We start from the raw sequence: 18,938 nt of genomic DNA, 5'->3' as shown, positions 1-18,938 counted from the left end.
AAGGGTCGCCGCTACTTGCGGACCGCATTTCGGCATAGTATAAGTTCTGTTAAATGAACGTTCAACCCAAATGTGAGTCGGCCAGGAGACACACGATGAGCGTGGTGATGGAGACGTCGGCAGGAGTGAAGGCGGGGCAACCCGCCGCGGAAGCGGCGCGCACGGAAGCGGCGGCGCGCAGTGCGGGCGGGGCGGGGCTGCAGATCGACCGCGTGTCGAAGCGCTACGGCAGCGTGCATGCGCTGCGCGAAACGACGATCGACATTCCGCGCGGCGAGTTCCTGACGATCCTCGGGCCGTCGGGTTCCGGCAAGACGACGCTGCTGACGATCGTCGCCGGGTTCGAGCATCCGAGCACCGGCGACCTGCGCGTCGGCGGCCGCAGCATCGTCGCGTTGCCGCCGGAGAAGCGCAACTTCGGGATGGTGTTCCAGGGCTACGCGCTGTTTCCGCACATGACGGTCGAACAGAACGTCGCGTATCCGCTGATGGTGCGCAAGCAGAAGGGGCCCGACGCGGTGAAGCGCGTGAAGGCCGCGCTCGATCTGGTGCGGCTCGGCCATCTCGCGGATCGCCTGCCGCGCCAGTTGTCGGGCGGTCAGCAGCAGCGCGTCGCGATCGCGCGCGCACTCGTGTTCGATCCCGATCTCGTGCTGCTCGACGAACCGCTCGGCGCGCTCGACCGCAAGCTGCGCGGCGAGGTGCAGGTCGAACTGAAGGCGTTGCACGAACGGCTCGGCGCGACCTTCCTGTTCGTCACGCACGACCAGGAAGAGGCGCTGTCGATGTCGGACCGGATCGCGATCATGCGCGACGGCCGGCTCGAACAGATCGGCACGCCGGACGGGCTGTACGAGCAGCCGGCCAACCGCTTCGTCGCGGACTTCCTCGGCAAGAGCAACTTCATCGAGGGCATTGCGCTCGGCGGCGATGCGACGGCGACGCATTACCGCGTCGGCGATGCGCGTTTCGTTGCGCCCGCATGCGGCGCGCGCGCCGACGACACGCTGCTGTTCGCGCTGCGCCCGGAGAAGGTCGCCGTGTCGGCGACCTCATGTGGCGGCGCGCACAACGAAGTGGCGGGGCGCATCCGTCACTGGAGTTATTTCGGTTCGTCGTACCGCTTCGAGATCGAGACGTCGGCGCTCGGCCGCATGACGGCGGACGTGCCCGCCTGGCGCGGGCTCGCGTCGCCGCGCACCGGCATGGACGTGTTCGTGCAGTGGGAGCGCGACGCGACCTGCCGGATCGCGGCCGACTGACGCGGCGAAGCTTGCATCCCGCGCGACGCGGCACCCGCCGCCGTCGGCGGCCGATTCACAGGCGCCCGGAAACGACGAGACGCGTGCGGGCGCTGTCCAGCCTGGAGGAGACACCATGACGAACCGCTATCTGCAGGACCTGCTCGACCAAGCACGCGACCTTCGACCCGCGACGTCGCAGCGCCGCCGCGATTTCCTGCGGCTGTGCGCGGCCGCCGGCGTCGCGCCGACGCTGCTGTCGCTCGGCGCGAAGGACGCGCGCGCGTCGAACCCGAAGGAAATCGTGCTCAGCGCATGGGGCGGCGAAGCGCGTTCGGCGTTCCGCTCCGCGTACATGGATCCGTTCACGAAGGCGAGCGGGATCCGGATGGGCTACGACTCGTCGCCGGAGGACGGCAAGATCAAGGCGATGGTCGAGAACAAGAACGTGATCTGGGACGTGATGGATCTCGACGGCTTCGCGGCGATCAAGCTCGGCAAGCAGGGCTTCCTGCGGCCGATCGACTATTCGGTGGTCGGCCGCAACGCGCTGCCGGGGCTTGCGTCGGATTTCGGCGCGCCGTCGTATCTGCTGAGCTACGTGCTCGCGTACGACGCGCGCAAGTTCGGCGCGAATCCGCCGAAGAACTGGGCCGATTTCTGGAACATTGGCAAGTTTCCGGGCAAGCGCGGGCTGTGGAAGTGGATGGGCGGCGCGCTCGAAGCCGCGCTGATGGCCGACGGCGTCGACAAGGACAAGGTCTATCCGATCGACGTGCCGCGCGCGCTGAAGAAGCTGAAGGATCTGCGCTCGAACGTGCTGCTGTGGGATTCGGGCGCGGACAGCCTGCAACTGCTGCGCAACGGCGAAGTCAGCATGGCGTGCATCTGGCACACGCGTGCGAACGTGCTGCAGCGCGAGAGCAACGGCCGGTTCCGCTATACGTGGGAGCAGGGGCTCGCGTCGTGCGACGTGTGGGGCGTGCCGAAGAACAATCCGTCAGGTGATGCCGTCTGGCAGTTCATCAAGTTCGTGCAGGGCATCGAGCCGCAGGTGCGCCTGCTGTCGCTGCTCGGCAACGGGCCGGTGACGCCGGCCGCGACCGCCGCGGTGCCGCAGGCGCTGCGCGCCGACAATCCCGGCACGCCGGAGAACTGGGCGAAGCAGTGCAAGGTGAATCCCGAGTGGTGGGCGCAGCACTACGAAGCGACGCTCGCGCAGTACACCGACCTGATGTCGTCCTGAGCCGCCGCCTCGTGAGCGTCATGCCATGAATACCCTGTCTACTCCCGTCGCGGGCGCCGTCCCGCTCGGCCGTGCGAAGGCCGATCGCTACTGGCTGCTCGTCGTACCGCTGCTCGCGGTGCTGATCGTGCTGTACGTGTATCCGCTCGTGCGCGTGCTGTGGCTCGGCTTCACCGTGCCGGAGCCCGGCCTGCAGAACTACGCGCGGCTGCTCGACAACCACGGCGTGCATCGCGTGCTGTGGACGACGCTGCGCGTGTGCGCGGTCACGACCGTCTGCTCGGTCGCGCTCGGCTACGCGATTGCGTATGCGATGGCGCATGTCGGCCCGCGCCAGCGGATGGCGCTGATGTTCGGGCTGCTCGTGCCGTTCTGGGCGTCGGTGCTGGTGCGCGCGTTCTCGTGGCTGTTCCTGCTCGGCGAGCAGGGGCTCGTCAACACGTTGCTGATGCGCATCGGGTTGATCGATTCGCCGCTGCCGCTGATGCGCAACGAGATCGGCGTCGTGATCGGGATGATCCACTTCATGATCCCGTATGCGGTGCTGCCGCTGTACGCGAACATGAAGGGCATCGACCCGCAGCTCGCGCGCGCGTCGCAGGGGCTCGGCGCGGGCGCGCTCGTCACGTTCCGCAAGGTGTATTTCCCGCAGACGCGGCCGGGTATCGTCGGCGCGGCGATCCTCGTGTTCATCTTCTCGCTCGGCTTCTACGTGACGCCGGTGATCCTCGGCGGCGGCCGCACGGTGATGATCGCCGAATACATCAGCACGCAGATCCTGCAACTGGTGAACTGGGGCAGCGGGGCGGCGCTCGCGTCGCTGCTGCTGGCGTCGATCCTGGCCGCGCTCGCGCTGCTCGCGCGTTTCGTCGACCTGCGCGAGCTGTTCGGCGCGCGCTGACCCGACCGGAGAACGAACCGATGAAAACCCGAATGACCGCAGGACGCGCGCTGGTGGCCGGCATTGCATGGGCCGCGATCCTGTTCCTGATGTTGCCGCTGCTCGTGTCGGTGCCGGTGTCGCTGACGCCGAACGATTACCTGTCGATGCCGGACGGCACGCTGTCGCTGCGGCACTACGGCGCGCTGCTCGACGACGACGGCTGGCTGTCGAGCTTCCTGCAGAGCGGGCTGATTGCGCTGGTGTCGTCGGCGATTTCCGTCACGCTCGGCACGCTGTGCGCGATCGGGCTGTGGAAGGTCGCGTCGCGGCGCGGCGAGTTCGTGCGCGGCGTGATCCTGTTCCCGCTGATCGTGCCGCCGATCGTGTCGGCGCTCGCGTTCTACCGGTTGTGGGGCGAGCTGGGCATGCTCGACAGTTTCCCGGCCGCGATCCTGTCGCATGTCGTGCTGTCGGTGCCGTACGTGGTGGTGGCTGTTTCCGCATCGCTCGCGACCGTCGGGCTGCGGATCGAGCAGGCGTCGCGCAGCCTCGGCGCGAACGTCGCGCAGACGCTGCGTTACGTGATCCTGCCGTCGATCAAGCCGGGCGTGCTGTCGGCCGCGGTGTTCGCGTTCATCCTGTCGTGGGACGAGCTCGTGGTCACGCTGTTCATCTCGAGCCGTCACGTGTACACGCTGCCGCGCCGCATGTGGGACGGGATGCGCGAGAACGTCGATCCGGCGATCGCGTCGGTGTCCACGCTGCTGCTCGTCGCGACCTGCGTGGCGATCGGCCTGTCGCTGCTGCGCAAGCGCGCGGCCGGGTCCGTCTGAATTCCCCCTTCAACGTTACGTTGCGGAGAAAAATCGCACCATGAAAGTCCTGATCGTTCACGCCCATCCCGAACCGCAGTCGTTCACGACGTCGATGCTGCACCGCGCGGTGAGCACGCTCGAAGCGCAGGGGCATACCGTGACGGTGTCCGACCTGTACGCGATGCAGTGGAATCCGGTCGCGAGCGCGGCCGATTTCGGCGTGCGCAAGAACCCCGACTATCTCGTCTATGCGCTGGAGCAGCGCGAGAACGTCGCCGCGCACGCGATCGCGCCCGACATCGCCGCGGAACTCGACAAGCTCGCCGCATGCGACCTGCTGATCCTGAGCTTCCCGCTGTTCTGGTGCTCGGTGCCGGCGATCATGAAAGGCTGGATCGACCGCGTGCTCGTGTCGGGCAAGGTATACGGCGGCGTGCGTTTCTACGATCGCGGCGGAATGCGCGGCAAGCGCGCGCTGCTCGCCTATACCTGCGGCGGTCGCGACTACATGTTCGGCGCGGACGGCGTGCACGGCGAGATGGACCTGATGCTGCGCCACGTGCTGCGCGGCACGCTCGGCTACGCGGGCTTCGACGTGCTGCCGTCGTTCGTCGGCTATCACGTGCCGTATATCGGCGACGCGGAACGTGCGGCCGTGCTCGACCGGTACGACGCGTACCTCGCGCAGCTCGACCGGCTCGAACCGATGGCGTTTCCGACGCTCGACGATTTCGACGGCGACATGCGGCCGCGCGAACGCGCGGCGCAGGAAGCCGCGCAGGGCTGAGCGAGAGATCTGGCCGCGAGACTGGCCGCGATGGCGCCGCGTTTTTCAACCACCCGACCGCATGCGAGTTCGAACGATGACCCTGACGTCGAGCGACGTGCTGCTGTTCCTGACCGGCCTGCTGACGCTGTTCTGTCCGCCGGTCGCGATCCCGATGTACGCGGCCGTCACCGGGCATTTTCCCGACGTGACACAGCGGCAGATCGCGCTCAGGCTGTTTGCGTGGATCGCGGTGCTGATGGTCGGCGCGGTGTGGGGCGGCCAGTTCCTGTTGCGCATGCTCGGCCTCACGCTCGGTGCGTTGACGCTGACCGGCGGCCTCGTGCTGTGCCTGTGGTCGATCCCGATGATGCGCGGCACGGCGAACGACGAACGCAGCGGCGGCGACACGCGGCTCGAATATGCGCAGTGGCGCAACTACATCGCGGTGCCGTTGATTTTCCCGCTGTCGATCGGCAGCGCGGTGATGTCGCTCGTGATCACGACGGCGACGCGCTTTCATACGCCGGGCGATCTGCTGGCGCTGAGCGCGGTGTGCGTGCTGCATGCCGGCGTGATCGGGCTCACGTATGCGTGCTCGGCGTCGTGGTGCCGCCGGCTCGGCGAGATCGGCAGGACGCTGGTCGAGCGGCTGTCGGGCATCGTGCTGACCGCGATCGCGTTCCAGATGCTCGCGCAGGGCGTGCGCGAATTGCTGCCGGGGCTCGCGCATTGACGGCTTCGCCGGCCGGCGCGTGATTCAGAAACCTGTCCTCAACGATGGAAGCGAAATGAAAACAGTAGGCATGTATCTCGTCGACCTGCTCGCCGCATACGGCGTCGACACGGTGTTCGGCATTCCCGGCGTGCATACGATCGAGCTGTACCGCGGGCTGGCCGGCAGCGCGTTGCGCCATGTGAGCGCGCGCCACGAGCAGGGCCTCGGCTTCATGGCGGACGGCTATGCGCGCGCGACCGGCAAGCCCGGCGTGTGTTTCGTGATCACCGGCCCCGGGATGACGAACATCGCGACGTCGATGGCGCAGGCCTATGCGGATTCGATTCCGATGCTGGTGATTTCCAGCGTCAACGCATCCGGCGATATCGGCTCCGGCAACGGCCATCTGCACGAATTGCCGGACCAGCACGCGTTCGCGGAGAACATCGCCGCGTTCAGTTACACGGTGCCGCGCGCCGACGCGCTGCCGCAGGCGATCGCGCGCGCGTTCGCGGTGTTCTCGGGCGGCCGGCCGCGCCCGGTGCACATCCAGATTCCGCTCGACGTGCTCGCGGCGCCGGCCGGTGCGTTACCGCCGGTGCCGGCCGCGCCGCCGCGCATCGCACCGGGCCCGGCGTCGGCCGGCGGCATCGACGCGCTGCGTGCGAAGGTGGCGGCCGCGCGCGCGCCGCTGATCCTCGCGGGCGGCGGCGCGCTCGATGCGGCCGACGACGTGCGCTGGCTCGCGGAAGCGCTCGATGCGCCGGTCGTGATGACGATCAACGGACGCGGCGTGCTGCCGCCCGCGCATCCGCTCGGCATCGCATGGTCGGCGTCGAGCAACGCGGTGCGCGCGCTGATGCGCGACAGCGACCTGATCGTCGCGCTCGGCACGGAGCTCGGACCGACCGATTACGACCTGTATGCGACGCGCAGCTTCTCGATGCCCGCGCCGCTCGTGCGGATCGACATCGACCCGCAGCAGCTGTGCCGCAATGCGGTGCCGGCGCTGCCGCTGCTCGGCGACGTCGGCGAAACCCTGCGCGCGCTGCGGCGCGTGTGGCCGGGCGACGCGCATGCCCATGCCCATGCGGACGGCGACGGCCTCGAACGCGCGGCGATGTGCCGTGCGGCGGCGCGGCAGGAGTTGAACGACGAGATGCGGCGCGATCTCGCGCTGCTCGACAGCGTGCGCGACGCGTTGCCCGATGCGGCGATCGTCGGCGACTCGACGCGCATCGTCTATGCGGGCAACGTCGGTTTCGCGGCGCCGCGCCCGCGCAGCTGGTTCAACGCGTCGGTCGGCTTCGGCTCGCTCGGCTACGGGTTGCCGGCCGCCGTTGGCGCGAGCCTCGGCGATGCGTCGCGGCCGGTCGTCTGCGTCACGGGCGACGGCGGGTTCCAGTACACGCTCGCCGAACTCGGCACCGCGGTACAGCATCGCGCGCGCGTGATCGTCGTACTGCTGAACAACGGCGGTTACGGGGAGATCAAGCAGGCCATGGTCGACGGCGGCGTCGAGCCGGTCGGCGTGGATCTGCACACGCCGGATTTCGTCGCGATCGCGCGGGCGTATGGCTGGGGTGCGCAGCGGGTCGAAGAGGGCGCGTCGCTGGCCGGGGCGCTCAGCGAAGCGGCGGCGCATGACGCGCCGTATCTGATCGAGATTCGCGCACGCTGAAAACGCGAACGGCCTCGCAATGCGAGGCCGTCGCGTGTGCCGCCGGGCTTCCGGCGGCGATGATGCGCCGCGTTACGCGCGCTTGCGGGCCGTCTTCGGCGGCGGCAGGAACGAGTCGACGACGCGCAGGCAGCTCGTCAGCGCGTCTTGCGCGGTAAACGACGTCGGGTCGCGTGCGAGTTCGAGCCAGAACCCGTCGATCACGGCCGTCAGCGTCAGCGCGGCGAGATCGCTGTCGACGGTGCCGCCGCGCACTTCGGCGATCTGGTCGAACAGTTTCTTCAACGCCTGCCGGTAGCCGGCGTACAGCTCCTTGTGCGCCTTGCGGATCACCGGATCGCTGTGCGCGACGCTCCAGAAGCCGAGCCAGACCTTCACGTTCTTCGGCGCGAACACCGGCGTGGCGAAACACACCTTGATGATCGCGTCGAGCTTGTCCTCGGGGCCCGTCGCATTCGCGGCGGCCGCGCGCGACACGTCGAGCAGGTCGGCGGCGAGCCGCTTGTAGGTCTGCGCCATCAGCTCGTCTTTCGACTGGAAGTGATGGTTGATCAGCCCGCGCGACACTTTCGCTTCCGCGCAGATGCGGTCGATCGTGGTTTCCGAATAGCTGTAGCGCGCGATGCAGCGCATCGTCGCGTCGATGATCGATTGCTGCCGCACGGCGGGCGTTTCGCGAATGCCGCGGCTGCGGGTCTGAACCGGTGCGCTGCCAGGAGTCTTTTTCACGGAGTGACCTTACGGAATCGTCATGGCACCGATTATAGGGGAGTGTCGGACGCTTGTTCAATTACCGCGACGGAACCCGCGAAAACCCTTGCTTCCGGATTATTGAAATCTGTTGAACCACTGTTCAACAGAGCCTATACTCGACTCCGCATGAGGTTGGTCGGCCATTCAACAAGACGTCGCGGTCCCGCGCGGGACGGGCGTGAGAATTCGACACAGGAGACAGCATGTTGGCGCGGGTGGAGAGCGTGAAGACAGCCATCGAGGAACGCGTGCAGGTGACGGACCTGCACAAGCGGTTCGGCGAGCTGGAGGTGTTGAAGGGTGTGTCGCTGAGCGCGCACGAGGGCGAAGTGATCTCGCTGATCGGCGCGAGCGGCTCGGGCAAGAGCACGCTGCTCCGCTGCATCAACCTGCTGGAGACGCCGACCCGCGGACGCATCGTCGTCGACGGCGAGGAAATCGGGCTGAAAGTCGACCGCAAGGGTCGCACGGTGGCGACCGATCCGCGCCAGGTCGAGCGCATCCGCACGCGCCTCGGCATGGTGTTCCAGAGCTTCAACCTGTGGGCGCACCGCACGGTGCTCGAAAACGTGATCGAGATGCCGGTGCACGTGCTGCGCGAGCCGCGCGCCGAAGCGATCGCGCGCGCCGAGCAACTGCTCGAGCGCGTCGGCCTCGCCGACAAGCGCAACGTCTATCCCGCATTCCTGTCCGGCGGCCAGCAGCAGCGTGTCGCGATCGCGCGCGCGCTGGCGATGCGGCCGAGAGTCATGCTGTTCGACGAGCCGACTTCCGCGCTCGATCCGGAGCGCGTCGGCGAAGTGCTGAAGGTGATCCGCGATCTCGCGTGCGAAGGCCGCACGATGATTCTCGTCACGCACGAGATGGCGTTCGCGCGCGACGTGTCGAACAAGGTGCTGTTCCTGCACGAAGGGCGTGTCGAGGAGAGCGGCACGCCGCGTGAAATCTTCGATACGCCGCAGAGCGAACGCTGCCGGCAGTTCGTCAACGCACACCGGCAACGCCACTGAACCGCGGGCACGGCCCGCGCGTGCCTGCGCGGGCGGCCTGGCCGATACCGGCTGCACCGGTGCCGGTCGCACCGATCCCTATCTTTCCCGCAAGGAGTCCGACCATGAAACGTGTTGCACGCAGTCTGCTGTGCCTGTTGAGTCTCGTTCTCGCGGCGCTCGCGCCGTTCGGTTCCGCGCACGCGTCGTCGGGCGTGCTGCGCTTCGGCGTCGCCGCCGAGCCGTATCCGCCGTTCCTGATGAAGAGCCCGACCGGGCAGTGGAGCGGCTTCGAGGCCGACCTGATCCGCGCGCTGTGCGAGCAGATGAAGGCGAAGTGCGAGATCAAGGAAGTCGCGTGGGACGGCATCATCCCGGCGCTGCTCAGCGACAAGATCGACGTGATCTTCAACTCGATGTCGATCACGCCGGAGCGCCAGAAGGTGATCGCGTTCTCGCGGCCGTACTACGAGACGCCGGGCACGTTCGTCGGCGCGAAGAACCAGAAGCTCACGCTGACGCCGGACGGCCTCAAGGGCAAGGTGATCGGCGTGCAGGGCTCCACCGCGAACGCCGAATTCATCAAGATGGCCTACGGCAAGAACGCGACGGTGCGCCTGTACAACACGCAGGACGACTGCAACGCGGACCTCGTCGCGGGCCGCATCGACACGATGTACCTCGACCAGCTCGGCATCCTCGATTTCCTGAAGTCGAAGGACGGTTCCGCGTTCGAGCTGAAGGGCCCCGGCAGCGTGAAGATGGACCCGGCGATTTTCGGCTACGGCGTCGGCGCGGGCATGCGCAAGGCGGATGCGCCGCTCAAGCAGCAGATGGACCAGGCGCTCGAACAGCTGCACGCATCGGGCAAGTACGCGCAGATCGCGAAGAAGTACTTCCCGATCGACCTCTGGCCGCACTGATCGCACGGATATACGCAGACGCGCGCCACGCACGGAACGGGAGGAGGCGGCATGGACGGTTGGGGATGGGTGAGCTACCTGGGCATGGACCCGGACGGCTGGGGCGTCGCGCTGCTGCAGGGCGCGGGCGTCACGCTCGAGATTTCGCTCGGCGCGTTCGTCGTCGGGATCGTGCTCGGGTTGCTGGGCGCGGCCGCGAAACTGTCCGGCGTGGGCGTGCTGCAACGGCTCGCGCAGGGTTACACGACGCTGTGCCGCGCGGTGCCCGAACTGCTGCTGATCCTGCTGCTCTATTACGCGGGCACCGACGCGATCAACCTGTTGATGACGGCGATCGGCGTCGGGCCGGTGGCGGTCAACGGCTTTGCCGCGGCGGTGATCGTGCTCGGCATCGTGCAGGGCGCATACGCGGCCGAGATCATCCGCGGCGCGATCCTCGCGATTCCCTACGGGCAGATCGAGGCCGCGCGTGCCTTCGGCGCGTCGCCCGCGCTCGTGTTCCGGCGCGTGACGCTGCCGGCGATGGCGCCGTATGCGCTGGCCGGCTTCACGAACCTGTGGCTGATCCTCGTGAAGGACAGCGCGCTGATCAGCGTGGTCGGCTACAGCGAGCTGCTCTACACCGCGAAGCAGGCGGCCGGTTCGACGCGCGAGTACATGCATTACTACCTGATGGTCGCGGCCGTGTACTTCGCGATCACGTCGCTGTCCGGCATGCTGTTCCGCGAGATCGAGCGGCGCTTCGGCCGCTGGATGCCGGCGTCGTGAACCGCGTCGCGCCTTTCCACGGATTTTTCGACCGAACCGGATCAACGTCATGGATCTGAGCGTACTGTCCTCCTACGGGTCGCTGCTGCTGCTCGGCGTGCTGACCACCGTCAAGCTGCTCGTCATCTCGGCCGTGTTCGGCTTCGCGCTCGCGATCGCCGTCGCGTTCGCGCGGCTGTCGGCCAATCCGGTCATCGCGCGCGTCAGCAAGGCGTTCACCGAGGTGATCCGCGGCACGCCGCTGCTCGTGCAGATCTACCTGATCTACTACGGCGTCGGCTCGCTGTTCGCCGGCTGGCCCGCATTGCGCGACAGCGTGCTGTGGCCGTTCCTGCGCGACGGCTTCTGGTATGTCGCGTTCGCGCTGGTGATCAGCGTCGGCGCCTATGTCGGCGAAGTGCTGCGCGCGGGCCTGCGCGGTGTGCCGAAGGGCGAGATCGAGGCCGCGCGCGCGATGGGGATGCGCCCGTCGATGATCGCGCGGCGCGTGTGGCTGCCGCGTGCGATCCAGATCCTGCTGCCGACGTTGGCCGGCGAAACGGTGATGCTGCTGAAATCGACCGCGCTCGCATCGACCGTCGCGGTGATGGACGTGCTCGGCGCCGCGAACTACATTCGCGCGCAGACGCTGCGGACCTACGAGCCGCTGCTGGCGATCGCGGTGATCTACGTCGTGCTGGCGTTCGTGATCGAACGCGCATTCGGCCGGCTCGAGCGGCGTGTGCCGGTGCGCATGCCCCGTTGAACGAACCACTGACGGCGCGGCCGCCGCCCGGGCGCCGCGCGAGGGAGAACGCATGAACTATTCGAAGCTGGTCGATCGCCTGCAGGGCAAGCGCACGACCGCATGGGACATTCATTACGCGGCGCAGCGCGCCGTCGCGGCAGGGGAGCCGGCGATCATCCTGAGCGTCGGCGATCCGGATTTCTCGACGCCCGACGTGATCGTCGAGCGCGCGGTTGCCGCGCTGCGCGGCGGCGATACGCACTACAGCGAAGTGCGCGGGCGCGCCGAGCTGCGCGCGGCGATCGCGCGCGAGCATGCGAAGGCGTCCGGGCAGCCGGTCGGCGCCGAGCACGTGATCGTGACGGCCGGCGCGCAGAACGCGCTGTTCGCGATGGCGATGTGCCTGTGCGAAGCGGGCGACGAGGTGATCGTGCCCGAGCCGATGTACCTCACGTACGAAGCGAGCGTGCGCGCATCGGGCGCGACGCTCGTGCCGGTGCCCGTCGACGCGTCGCGCGGCTTTCATCTCGACTTCGACGCGCTCGAAGCGGCCGTGACGCCGCGCACGAAGGCGATCTTCCTGGCGACGCCGTGCAACCCGACCGGCGTCGTGATGCCGCGCGCCGATCTCGAACGGATCGCACGGCTCGCCTGCGAGCGCGATCTGTGGGTCGTGTCCGACGAGGTCTATGCGGAACTGACGTTCGAGCGCGACATGGTCAGCATCGCGTCGCTGCCCGGGATGGCGGAGCGCACGGTGACGATCGGCAGCCTGTCGAAGTCGCATGCGATGCCGGGCTGGCGGGTCGGCTGGGCGATCGGCCCGACCGAGCTGATCGAGCACGCGGAGCGGCTCGCGTTGTGCATGCTGTACGGGCTGCCGGGCTTCATCCAGCAGGCGGCCGTCGCCGCGCTCGACAACAAGGCGGCGATCGTCGCCGACATGCGCGAGCTGTACCGCCGCCGCCGCGACCTGGCCTACGCGCGCCTGCGCGACGTGCCGGGGCTGCGCTGCTTGCTGCCGGAGGCGGGGATGTTCATGATGGTCGACGTGCGCGGCACGGGGCTGGATGCCCACGCGTTCACGTGGGGGCTGTTCCGCGCGAAGCAGGTCGCGTTGCTCGATGCGAGCGCATTCGGCGATACTGCAGCCGGCTTCGTGCGCTTCGGCTTCGTCGTCGACGATGCGAGGCTGGCCGACGCGTGCGAGCGCATCGCGGCATTCGTCGCGAGCCTGCGCGCGGCGTCGTGATGCCCGGCGGGCTTCGAATGGAGGACGGACGATGATCGAAACGCTGACATGGCAGGTGCCGGGCGATGGCGGGCAGCCGCTCGCGATCCGCGCGTGGCGGCTGTCGGGCGGCGACGGGCCGCGCGTGCACCTGCAGGCCGGCGTGCATGCGGACGAGATCGCCGGCATGCTCGTGCTGCACCGGTTGCTGCCGCAACTGTGCGCGGCGCATGATCGCGGCGTGCTGCGCGGTACGGTGACGATCGTGCCGCAGGCGAACCCGCTCGGGCTTGCGCAGTTTCGGCAAGGGCGGCTGCTTGGCCGCTTCCACGATGCGACGCACCGCAATTTCAACCGGCACTTCCACGAGTCGGCCGCGATGCGCCGGCCCGCGACGACGTTCGCCGCGTGGCAGCGCACGCTGTTCGACGCCGCATGCGACGCCGACATCGTGCTCGACCTGCACACCGATTCCGACGCGCTGCCATACGTGTACTTCCACCGCGATGTGTGGCCGGCGGGCCGCGATCTCGCGGCGGCGCTCGACGCCGACGTCGCGATCCTGTGGGACGAGGACGACGACGGCGCGTTCGAAGGCGCGATCGCCTCGCACTGGGCGCGCGGCGGCCGGCTGCGCGAGCGGCTCGTCGCGACCGTCGAGCTGCGCGGGCAATCCGACGTTTCCGATGCGCTCGCCGAGCGCGACGCCGACGGCTTGCTTGCATTCCTGCGCGGCCGCGGCGTGATCGCGGAACCGGCCGGCGTACGCGAATGGCGCGGCGAGGCCGTGCCGATCGCGCACATGGAGACGGTGCTGGCGCCGGTGTCGGGCGTGCTCGTGTACGAACGCGAACTCGGCGCGACGGTCGATGCCGGCGAACGCATTGCGCGGATCGTCGCGCATCCCGGCGTGCCCGGCAGCGAGCATGTGCTGGTCGCGCCGCAGGCCGGGCGCATCGTCACGCGCAATCGCGAGCGGCTGGTCGCCCAGGGCGACGTCGCGTTGAAGCTGACGGGTTCGCGACCGTCGGCCGGGTGGTCGGGCGGCGTGCTCGATCCCTGAGCGACGAATGCGCGGGTTGGCGGCCGCCCGCGCATTCGATCCATCGTCACGCATAAAGGCATTCGGAATGAATTCGGCTCGCGGTTAATGCGCAAACGTTTTACCGATATTTTCCCGGATTGAATTGGCGGATCATGAATAAAAGAATGAATATCCGCAATTCGATGCGTTCGGTCGGCCGGGAAGCCTGATGAGGGCGGCAGGCCGGAGGTTAACGGCAAATTCTCGAAAGACTTTAGCTCTTTCTCGCTGCAATTAATTATTGTGATTTTCTCAATGACCGATTGATTTTCGGTCATCGGACAGTCATACACCATCCCCGATAATTCGCCGCTCACATTCTTTCAACAGGCCAAGGGGCGATCGAAGCCGGATCGCTGCGGGGAGCTGTACTCATGACCATCCGTCATCGCATTACGTTGCTAGTCGTCCTGACGTTTTTCGCGCTGTCCGCGATCGGCGTATACGCCGTGTACCAGACGCGCAAGAGCGCGTCCGAAGTGCGTCAGGTTACCCAGGGAATCGTGCCGAGCGCGCTCGCATCGGCGGATCTCGTCGCCGACGTGAAGAACATCCAGATCGCGACGATGACGCTGATCTACGCGCCGGATGCGAACACCGCCGCGCAGGCGCGCGACGAGCTGAAGGCGAAGCAGGGCGCGCTGCGCGCAGCGCTCGATGCACAGGCGAAATCCGCCGTCGGGCAGGCGCAGGAAGGCCTCGTCACGCAGGCGAAGGACAGCGCCGCGAACTATTTCTCGGCGATCGACGATACCGTGAAGATGAAGACGGACGGCAAGCCGGAGATGGCGCAGGCTTACCTGTTCGCGAACGTCGCGCAGTATCGCGACGAACTGGAAAGCATCGTCGACACGCTGCGTGTCGAGAAGAATCGCCAGAAGGACGACGCGATCCATGCGCTGAACGGGATGCTGTCGACCACGGCGACCGCGATCGCGGGTGTCGCCGGCACCGTCGTCGTGCTGCTGACCGCGCTCGGTTTCGTGCTGTATCGCCAGATCACGCGTCCGCTGAGCGGGATGCAGACGATGATGAGCGAGATCGCGACGAGCCAGGACTTCACGCGCCGCGTGCCGGTGGGCCGGATGGACGAGATCGGCCATTCGATCGTCGCGTTCAACGGGATGATCGAGAAGATCCAGGAGAACGCCGCGCAACTGAAGCAGAAGACGGCCGACATCCAGGCGATGCTGCAGAACATGCAGCAAGGGATCCTGACCGTCGTCGAAGGCGGCGTCGTGCATGCGGAATATTCGGCTTACCTCGAAACCATCTTCGAGACGAACGACATCGCGGGCCGCGACCTGATGGCGCTCGTGTTCGACGATTCGAGCATCGGCCCGGACGCGCGTTCGCAGGTCGAGGCGGCCGTGCATGCGTGCCTCGGCGAGGACAGCATGAACTTCGCGTTCAACGCGCATCTGCTCGTCAACGAAGTCGCGAAGCGGATGCCGGACGGCCGCGAGAAGTGGCTCGACCTGAGCTGGTCGGCGATCACCGACGAGACGGATACGGTCGCGCGCCTGATGCTGTGCGTGCGCGATGTGACCGAGATCCGCGCGCTGACCGCGCAGGCCGGCGAGCAGCAGCGCCGGCTCGAAATGATCGGCGAGATCCTGTCGATCAGCCAGGACAAGTTCCACGACTTCGTGCATAGCGCGAAGGGCTTCCTCAGCGAGAACGAGCGGATGATCCGCCAGCACGAACGCGCGGATCACTCGATCGTCGCGGCGCTCTTCCGCAACATGCACACGATCAAGGGCAATGCGCGCACGTACAGCCTCCAGCACCTGACGAACATCGTCCATGAAGCGGAGCAGGCGTACGAATCGCTGCGCCACGCGGACGGCGGCCCCGAGTGGAACCGCGATGCGCTGATGGACGATCTGTCCCGCGTGCGCGAGGCCGTCGATCACTACGCGACGATCAACGCGGTCACGCTCGGCCGCAACGGCGAACCCGCGCAGCACGGCGGCGCCGACTACCTGATGGTCGAGCGCGCGCATATCAGCGAGAGCCTGCGCATGCTCGACGGCGCGGATCCGGCGAACGCGGGCGACTGGCACGCGGCGCGCGATTCGGTGCGCCGTTTGCTGAGCCAGTTCGGCACGCTGGGCATCGGAGAAACGCTGGGCGGCGTGATCGAGTCGCTGCCGTCGCTCGCGGCGGAGCTCGGCAAGCCGGCGCCCGTCGTGCATATCGACAGCCACGGCCATCGTGTACGCAGCGAGATCGCGGCGACGCTGAAGAACGTGTTCATGCACCTGCTGCGCAATTCGGTCGACCATGGTATCGAAACGTCCGACGAGCGTCGTGCGGCGGGGAAGGCCCCGGCCGGCACGATCGACATCGCGGTCGACGTCGGGAACGGCGCGCTGCGCTTCGTGCTCGGCGACGACGGTCGCGGCCTTGCGCTCGACCGGATTCGCGGCATCGCGCGCGAGCGCGGCTGGATCGACGACGACAACGAAACGGCGCTGTCCGACGAGGCCGTCGCGGCGCTGATTTTCCGGCCCGGCTTCTCGACCGCGCACGCGGTGACCGAAGTGTCGGGGCGCGGTGTCGGGATGGACGCGGTGCGCAACTTCCTGACGCGCGACGGCGGCGATATCGCGCTGCGCTTCACCGACGACTGCGTCGGCGCGCCGTATCGCGCATTCCAGACGGTCGTGTCGCTGCCCGAGCGCTTTGCGGCGAACGGCAGCGCCCACGAAGCCGCGCACGTGTCGGCCGGCGTCGCGAACGCCGACGCAGCGGAGTGACCGTGCAAGCGTGGATGATCCCGATCGGTGCCGCGCTGGCCGGCGGCCTGGTGGTCGCGGCGCTCGCCGCGATCGTGTGGCGGATGGCGCGCGCACGGCTCGTCGCGGCGATGACGCGTGAAGCAACCGTCTTGCGCGACGCACTCGGCGCGGCCGCGACGCGCGCCGATGCGGCGGCGGCAGCGCACGTCGACGCGGCCGATGCATGGGCGCAGCGGGAAGCCGCGCTCGAGGCAGCGCTTGCGCACGCGACGGCCGGCGCCGGCGAGCAGCACGATGCGCTGCAGGCGGTCGCGGCCGAGCGCGCCGCGCTGTCGCAGCATGCGACCAGGCTCGCGGAAGAAGCCGCGCGGTTGCGCGGACTGGCCGGCACGTTCGAGCGCTGGCACGAGCAGATGATCTCGCTGACCACGCAGAACCAGGACATGCGCACGAAGAACCAGGAGCTGTCGGCGATCGTCGCGCACGTGTCGATCGTGTCGCTGAACGCGTCGATCGAAGCGGCGCGCGCCGGCACGGCCGGACGCGGCTTCTCGATCGTCGCGAGCGAGGTGCGCGGGCTGGCCGCGCGCTCGCAGCAACTGTCGAACAGCTATCGCGACAGCCTGAACCGCAACGATCTCGTGACGGCCGCGACGTTCCAGGACATCCAGGCCGGCGGCAAGATGATCACGGCCGCGCTCGCGACGGTCGAGACGCTCGCGGGGCAACTGCATGCGCGTCTCGAAGGAGCGGCGGCGTGATCAGTGCGCAGGCCCGGGCCGGCTTCGAGCGGATCTTCTTCGATGCGGCGCGCACGCGGCTCGCATCGGGCGGCGCATGCGAGATCCGGCCGGCGGCCGACGACGCACACGGCGCATCGCACGATCCGTCGCGCGCGAAGCCGCGCTCGACGCCGAACGTGCCGGAGCACGTCGCCGTGCTGACGATTTCGGCGCTGCACTTCCGGCTGCTGCTCGCGCTGCGCTTTCGCGACGACGATGCGACGCGCCGTCATTTCGCCGCCGCGACGCCGGGCGCGAGCGCGCAACGGCCGCTGCCCGAAGCCTTCATGGAAATCGCGAACCTGTGCTGCGGCGCGATCAACCAGGCGCTGATCGCGCCGTTTCCCGATCTCGGGATGTCGACGCCTTACCTGCTGAGCGGCGCGAGCATCGATTACCTGCCGGCGCTGAACCCCGGTCACGTGGCGGCGTACGACGTGACGCTCGGCGGCGACGTGCGGATCGGCGCGACGTTGTGCATATGCGCGAACGCGCTGGTCGATTTCCACGTGCCGGAAGCGGCCGCGGTGGACACGGGCGGCGAGCTCGAACTGTTTTGACCGATTCCGAGGATTGAGCGAGATGACCGAAGACCAACCCGTGAGCAAGGTGCTCGTGCTCGACGAAAGCCGCGAGCATGCCGCGACGATCAAGCGTTTCTGCGACGAGCACAACCTGGTCGGCCTGACCGTGCGGCGCAACCGGCTGCTGAAGGTGCTGCGCTCGAACATCGATCTCGGCGCGATCCTGCTCGCCGAGGATTACGGCGGCTCGCCGGCCGAGAGCGCGATCATCGCGACGCAGATCGACGCGCTGCGCCCGGAGCTGCCGATCATTCTGCGCCGCACGTCGCCCGCATCGCGCGACGCGCTGCACGACGGGCTGCCCGATGCACTCGCGCGCGTCGCCTGCGCGGCCTACGCCGGCGACGACCTGACGCCGCTCAGGCACGCGATCGACGAATACCTGTTCGGCCGCGACTACCCGAATGCGCTCGTGCGCGGCATCGCGGAGATTACCGAGGCGCGGCTCGACAGCCTGTTCCCGGGCCTCGCGATCGAGCGCGACACGCCGTGCATCGTGCGCGACCAGATCATCTTCGGCGAGGTGTTCAGCCTGATCGCGCTGGAAAGCGCGTGGTGCCGCGGCTACATGCTGCTGCAGACGAGCGAGCAGCCGCTGCTCGACATGATCGGCGGCACGCGCGACGACGGCCGCGCGCCCGATTTCCGCGACGTGAACAGCGTGCTCGGCGAGCTGACCAACCTCGTGTGGGGCGCGTTCAAGAACCGCTATCTCGGCGACGCGGAGGCGCTTGCCCGCCATCCGGTGCAAGTGCCGCTCGTCGTCAATCACAAGCAGAAGTTCATTTCGTTCGGCGGCGACTGTCCGCAGCTCTGCTTCAAGTACCGGATGACCGACCCGGCATCGGGGCGCTCGGTGCAGCTCGACCAGCGCTTCGTGTTCAGCCTGAGCTGGTCGCCGGAGGATTTCCGCGAATCGGTGCAGGACGTGGGGCCGATGGTCGAATCGGGCGAACTCGAACTGTTTTGAATATCGACGTCGGCAACGACGAAAGGGGAAGAA

18 protein-coding genes are annotated in these 18,938 nt (G+C 67.9%); 17 read left to right on the top strand and 1 reads right to left on the bottom strand.

Going from position 1 to position 18,938, the window contains the following annotated elements; all coding sequences use genetic code 11:
- The first annotated feature begins 95 nt into the window (after window positions 1-95).
- The 7 genes from BME24068_RS22415 to BME24068_RS22385 all read left to right on the top strand — a co-directional run bounded on the left by BME24068_RS22415 (window position 96) and on the right by BME24068_RS22385 (window position 7,350).
- The gene (locus tag BME24068_RS22415; RefSeq protein ID WP_174927402.1) at window positions 96-1,262 is read left to right on the top strand and encodes an ABC transporter ATP-binding protein; all 1,167 of its coding nucleotides are present in this window, start codon (window positions 96-98) and stop codon (window positions 1,260-1,262) included.
- Between the two features lie 115 nt (window positions 1,263-1,377).
- Window positions 1,378-2,487, top strand: a complete 1,110-nt coding sequence (locus BME24068_RS22410; RefSeq protein WP_174927401.1) for an ABC transporter substrate-binding protein — start codon at window positions 1,378-1,380, stop codon at window positions 2,485-2,487.
- A gap of 25 nt (window positions 2,488-2,512) precedes the next feature.
- The gene (locus BME24068_RS22405; protein WP_096499235.1) at window positions 2,513-3,388 is read left to right on the top strand and encodes an ABC transporter permease; all 876 of its coding nucleotides are present in this window, start codon (window positions 2,513-2,515) and stop codon (window positions 3,386-3,388) included.
- Window positions 3,389-3,420: 32 nt separating this feature from the next.
- Window positions 3,421-4,203, top strand: a complete 783-nt coding sequence (locus BME24068_RS22400) for an ABC transporter permease (RefSeq protein WP_239007946.1) — start codon at window positions 3,421-3,423, stop codon at window positions 4,201-4,203.
- 40 nt (window positions 4,204-4,243) lie between these two features.
- Complete coding sequence (locus BME24068_RS22395; protein ID WP_096499231.1) at window positions 4,244-4,972, top strand: NAD(P)H-dependent oxidoreductase; 729 nt, start codon at window positions 4,244-4,246, stop codon at window positions 4,970-4,972.
- A 76-nt stretch (window positions 4,973-5,048) separates the two neighbouring features.
- A complete protein-coding gene (locus tag BME24068_RS22390; protein WP_096499229.1) occupies window positions 5,049-5,687 on the top strand; it encodes a MarC family protein in 639 nt (212 codons plus the stop codon).
- Between the two features lie 55 nt (window positions 5,688-5,742).
- Window positions 5,743-7,350 carry a 5-guanidino-2-oxopentanoate decarboxylase gene (locus BME24068_RS22385; protein ID WP_174927400.1) on the top strand — a complete coding sequence of 536 codons (1,608 nt, stop codon included), beginning with the start codon at window positions 5,743-5,745 and terminating at the stop codon, window positions 7,348-7,350.
- 72 nt (window positions 7,351-7,422) lie between these two features.
- Here BME24068_RS22385 and BME24068_RS22380 read toward each other — a convergent pair whose 3' ends face one another.
- Window positions 7,423-8,079: a TetR family transcriptional regulator C-terminal domain-containing protein gene (locus BME24068_RS22380; protein WP_243772153.1), complete on the bottom strand. Its 657-nt coding sequence runs from the start codon at window positions 8,077-8,079 to the stop codon at window positions 7,423-7,425.
- Between the two features lie 227 nt (window positions 8,080-8,306).
- Here BME24068_RS22380 and BME24068_RS22375 point away from each other — a divergent pair, with 227 nt between their 5' ends.
- The 10 genes from BME24068_RS22375 to BME24068_RS22330 all read left to right on the top strand — a co-directional run bounded on the left by BME24068_RS22375 (window position 8,307) and on the right by BME24068_RS22330 (window position 18,905).
- On the top strand, window positions 8,307-9,113 hold the full coding sequence (locus tag BME24068_RS22375; RefSeq protein WP_096499225.1) for an ABC transporter ATP-binding protein: 807 nt from the start codon (window positions 8,307-8,309) through the stop codon (window positions 9,111-9,113).
- 104 nt (window positions 9,114-9,217) lie between these two features.
- On the top strand, window positions 9,218-10,015 hold the full coding sequence (locus BME24068_RS22370; RefSeq protein ID WP_174927399.1) for a transporter substrate-binding domain-containing protein: 798 nt from the start codon (window positions 9,218-9,220) through the stop codon (window positions 10,013-10,015).
- A 51-nt stretch (window positions 10,016-10,066) separates the two neighbouring features.
- Window positions 10,067-10,783: an ABC transporter permease gene (locus tag BME24068_RS22365; RefSeq protein WP_124826263.1), complete on the top strand. Its 717-nt coding sequence runs from the start codon at window positions 10,067-10,069 to the stop codon at window positions 10,781-10,783.
- Window positions 10,784-10,832: 49 nt separating this feature from the next.
- The gene (locus BME24068_RS22360) at window positions 10,833-11,528 is read left to right on the top strand and encodes an ABC transporter permease (RefSeq protein ID WP_174927398.1); all 696 of its coding nucleotides are present in this window, start codon (window positions 10,833-10,835) and stop codon (window positions 11,526-11,528) included.
- A 52-nt stretch (window positions 11,529-11,580) separates the two neighbouring features.
- The gene (locus BME24068_RS22355; RefSeq protein WP_174927397.1) at window positions 11,581-12,762 is read left to right on the top strand and encodes a pyridoxal phosphate-dependent aminotransferase; all 1,182 of its coding nucleotides are present in this window, start codon (window positions 11,581-11,583) and stop codon (window positions 12,760-12,762) included.
- 31 nt (window positions 12,763-12,793) lie between these two features.
- Window positions 12,794-13,804 (top strand): M14 family metallopeptidase, encoded by a 1,011-nt coding sequence (locus BME24068_RS22350; RefSeq protein ID WP_096499215.1) that lies wholly within the window; start codon window positions 12,794-12,796, stop codon window positions 13,802-13,804.
- A 395-nt stretch (window positions 13,805-14,199) separates the two neighbouring features.
- Window positions 14,200-16,587 (top strand): MCP four helix bundle domain-containing protein, encoded by a 2,388-nt coding sequence (locus BME24068_RS22345; protein ID WP_174927396.1) that lies wholly within the window; start codon window positions 14,200-14,202, stop codon window positions 16,585-16,587.
- A gap of 2 nt (window positions 16,588-16,589) precedes the next feature.
- Window positions 16,590-17,330 carry a methyl-accepting chemotaxis protein gene (locus BME24068_RS22340; RefSeq protein WP_244110708.1) on the top strand — a complete coding sequence of 247 codons (741 nt, stop codon included), beginning with the start codon at window positions 16,590-16,592 and terminating at the stop codon, window positions 17,328-17,330.
- Window positions 17,327-17,911, top strand: a complete 585-nt coding sequence (locus tag BME24068_RS22335) for a hypothetical protein (RefSeq protein WP_174927395.1) — start codon at window positions 17,327-17,329, stop codon at window positions 17,909-17,911. The genes BME24068_RS22340 and BME24068_RS22335 overlap by 4 nt, the downstream gene beginning before the upstream one ends.
- A 22-nt stretch (window positions 17,912-17,933) precedes the next feature.
- Window positions 17,934-18,905, top strand: coding sequence for a chemotaxis protein CheX (locus tag BME24068_RS22330; RefSeq protein ID WP_174927394.1), 972 nt, complete (start codon window positions 17,934-17,936; stop codon window positions 18,903-18,905).
- Window positions 18,906-18,938: the final 33 nt, after the last annotated feature.

Source organism: Burkholderia anthina, from assembly GCF_902498995.1.
Classification (GTDB): domain Bacteria; phylum Pseudomonadota; class Gammaproteobacteria; order Burkholderiales; family Burkholderiaceae; genus Burkholderia; species Burkholderia anthina.
Note: the sequence above shows the minus strand (reverse complement) of the source record. Positions and strands in the feature narration are given on the sequence as shown.

Coding starts and splice junctions, on each gene's coding strand:
- BME24068_RS22415 (WP_174927402.1), top strand. CDS start 96: ATGAGCGTGGTGATGGAGACGTCGGCAGGAGTGAAGGCGGGGCAACCC.
- BME24068_RS22410 (WP_174927401.1), top strand. CDS start 1,378: ATGACGAACCGCTATCTGCAGGACCTGCTCGACCAAGCACGCGACCTT.
- BME24068_RS22405 (WP_096499235.1), top strand. CDS start 2,513: ATGAATACCCTGTCTACTCCCGTCGCGGGCGCCGTCCCGCTCGGCCGT.
- BME24068_RS22400 (WP_239007946.1), top strand. CDS start 3,421: ATGACCGCAGGACGCGCGCTGGTGGCCGGCATTGCATGGGCCGCGATC.
- BME24068_RS22395 (WP_096499231.1), top strand. CDS start 4,244: ATGAAAGTCCTGATCGTTCACGCCCATCCCGAACCGCAGTCGTTCACG.
- BME24068_RS22390 (WP_096499229.1), top strand. CDS start 5,049: ATGACCCTGACGTCGAGCGACGTGCTGCTGTTCCTGACCGGCCTGCTG.
- BME24068_RS22385 (WP_174927400.1), top strand. CDS start 5,743: ATGAAAACAGTAGGCATGTATCTCGTCGACCTGCTCGCCGCATACGGC.
- BME24068_RS22375 (WP_096499225.1), top strand. CDS start 8,307: ATGTTGGCGCGGGTGGAGAGCGTGAAGACAGCCATCGAGGAACGCGTG.
- BME24068_RS22370 (WP_174927399.1), top strand. CDS start 9,218: ATGAAACGTGTTGCACGCAGTCTGCTGTGCCTGTTGAGTCTCGTTCTC.
- BME24068_RS22365 (WP_124826263.1), top strand. CDS start 10,067: ATGGACGGTTGGGGATGGGTGAGCTACCTGGGCATGGACCCGGACGGC.
- BME24068_RS22360 (WP_174927398.1), top strand. CDS start 10,833: ATGGATCTGAGCGTACTGTCCTCCTACGGGTCGCTGCTGCTGCTCGGC.
- BME24068_RS22355 (WP_174927397.1), top strand. CDS start 11,581: ATGAACTATTCGAAGCTGGTCGATCGCCTGCAGGGCAAGCGCACGACC.
- BME24068_RS22350 (WP_096499215.1), top strand. CDS start 12,794: ATGATCGAAACGCTGACATGGCAGGTGCCGGGCGATGGCGGGCAGCCG.
- BME24068_RS22345 (WP_174927396.1), top strand. CDS start 14,200: ATGACCATCCGTCATCGCATTACGTTGCTAGTCGTCCTGACGTTTTTC.
- BME24068_RS22330 (WP_174927394.1), top strand. CDS start 17,934: ATGACCGAAGACCAACCCGTGAGCAAGGTGCTCGTGCTCGACGAAAGC.